Source organism: Thermoflavimicrobium dichotomicum (assembly GCF_900114055.1).
Lineage (GTDB): Bacteria > Bacillota > Bacilli > Thermoactinomycetales > Thermoactinomycetaceae > Thermoflavimicrobium > Thermoflavimicrobium dichotomicum.
In genome coordinates this window covers 1-1,384 of record NZ_FORR01000066.1, presented here as the reverse complement: position 1 = coordinate 1,384, position 1,384 = coordinate 1, and the positions used below count along the sequence as shown (strand labels likewise).

Below are 1,384 nucleotides of genomic sequence, written 5' to 3'. Positions count from 1 at the left end.
ATACTACACATAGGTGAGCATTTTGCTCGTTGGGGGTTCGAGTCCCCCACCCGGCATAAAAAACACTCTAGGAAATATTTCCTAGAGTGTTTTTTTATCGCCCCCTACAGAGTTCAGTACCAGCGCTTCATCCCGAGAAGCAAGAGACCAAAAAACTAAAACATTTATTACAATGTACCAGATGATGCGATCTTATTTGCCCCTGCTTATTTTAATAGCTGTTTCTACTGCATCCGAACCACCTGTAGTAGAGCTTATTTCAAAATGAATAAGTAAAGAATAATTATTCATGATCCATATAGAAACAAAAAATGAAAGATAGAAACAAAAAATGAAAGCAGATAAAAACATTAAGCAATAAAAGTAATTATTTATATAAATTTACAGTTGACTGTTTAGTAGGAGTATGATCTACCTTGTGTCAAAAAATTCAGTCTATTAATGTATTTAAAGTCCAAATGATACAAGCAATTAAACAAAAACCTTTAAATAAGATTGCTTGTCGTTCGAAACGAACGACAAGACGGCGGAATTGATCCATCCAGGCAAAACAACGTTCGATTTTTCAGCGATGATGATATAGATGACGAACTTTTGAAGCACGTCCGTGCTTGATTCTTCGATGATTTCGGGTAGGAATGCAAGATTTGATGCCACGTTTTTGTAGGCTCTTTCGAAAAGCTTGACTGTCATAAGCACGGTCTGCAATTAAGATCTTTGGTCGTGTTTTTGGTCTACCACAGGGTTGAGGAACACGAATCCCCCTCAATGTTCTTTCAGCGAGTCGGATTTCATGAGGTTGAGCACTGGCTATGTAGATGGATAAGGGAAGACCGTTTCCATCTGTTACCATCATTACCTTTGTTCCCTTTCCAATCTTGGTTTTTCCAACTGCATCGCCCTTTTTTAGCGGGAACAAAGGTTCCATCCAAAAAACAAAACTCCCAGTCTGATTTTTTGTTGTTCATCGCATTGTTGGAGAAGTTTTCGCCAAATTCTTTCCCAAGTTCCGTCTTTTTGCCATTGCTTTAATCTTCTCCAACAGGTAACATAGGAACCGTAAGCCTTGGGCATGTCTGCCCAAGCACATCCTGTTTTCAGTACGAACACGATTCCATTTAATGTTTTCCTTGGGTCGACCATTGGTCGACCTCTTTTTTTCCCTTTTGGTAAAAGAGGTTCGATCAATTTCCATTGATAATCGGTTAACTCATGTCTGCTGTAATATTCCATAGTATTCATTATGATGCATAACTTCTCTTTTTGAAATAAGCTCTAAAAAATACCGCATCGAATTCATTATCCAATCGATTTAAACCGATTTGATGAGCTCTCCCAAAAAAGAGAAACGCCCGTTACTTCATTAGACTTTTCATACATAAAA

At 37.9% G+C, this 1,384-nt stretch carries 2 protein-coding genes; both read right to left on the bottom strand.

Annotation, left to right across the window (positions count from 1 at the left end):
* Positions 1–565 precede the first annotated feature (565 nt).
* Positions 566–928, bottom strand: a complete 363-nt coding sequence (locus BMZ78_RS18375; RefSeq protein WP_093231811.1) for a transposase — start codon at positions 926–928, stop codon at positions 566–568.
* Positions 907–1,242 (bottom strand): transposase, encoded by a 336-nt coding sequence (locus BMZ78_RS18370; RefSeq protein ID WP_093231810.1) that lies wholly within the window; start codon positions 1,240–1,242, stop codon positions 907–909. Before BMZ78_RS18370 ends, BMZ78_RS18375 begins: the two co-directional genes overlap by 22 nt.
* Positions 1,243–1,384 lie beyond the last annotated feature (142 nt).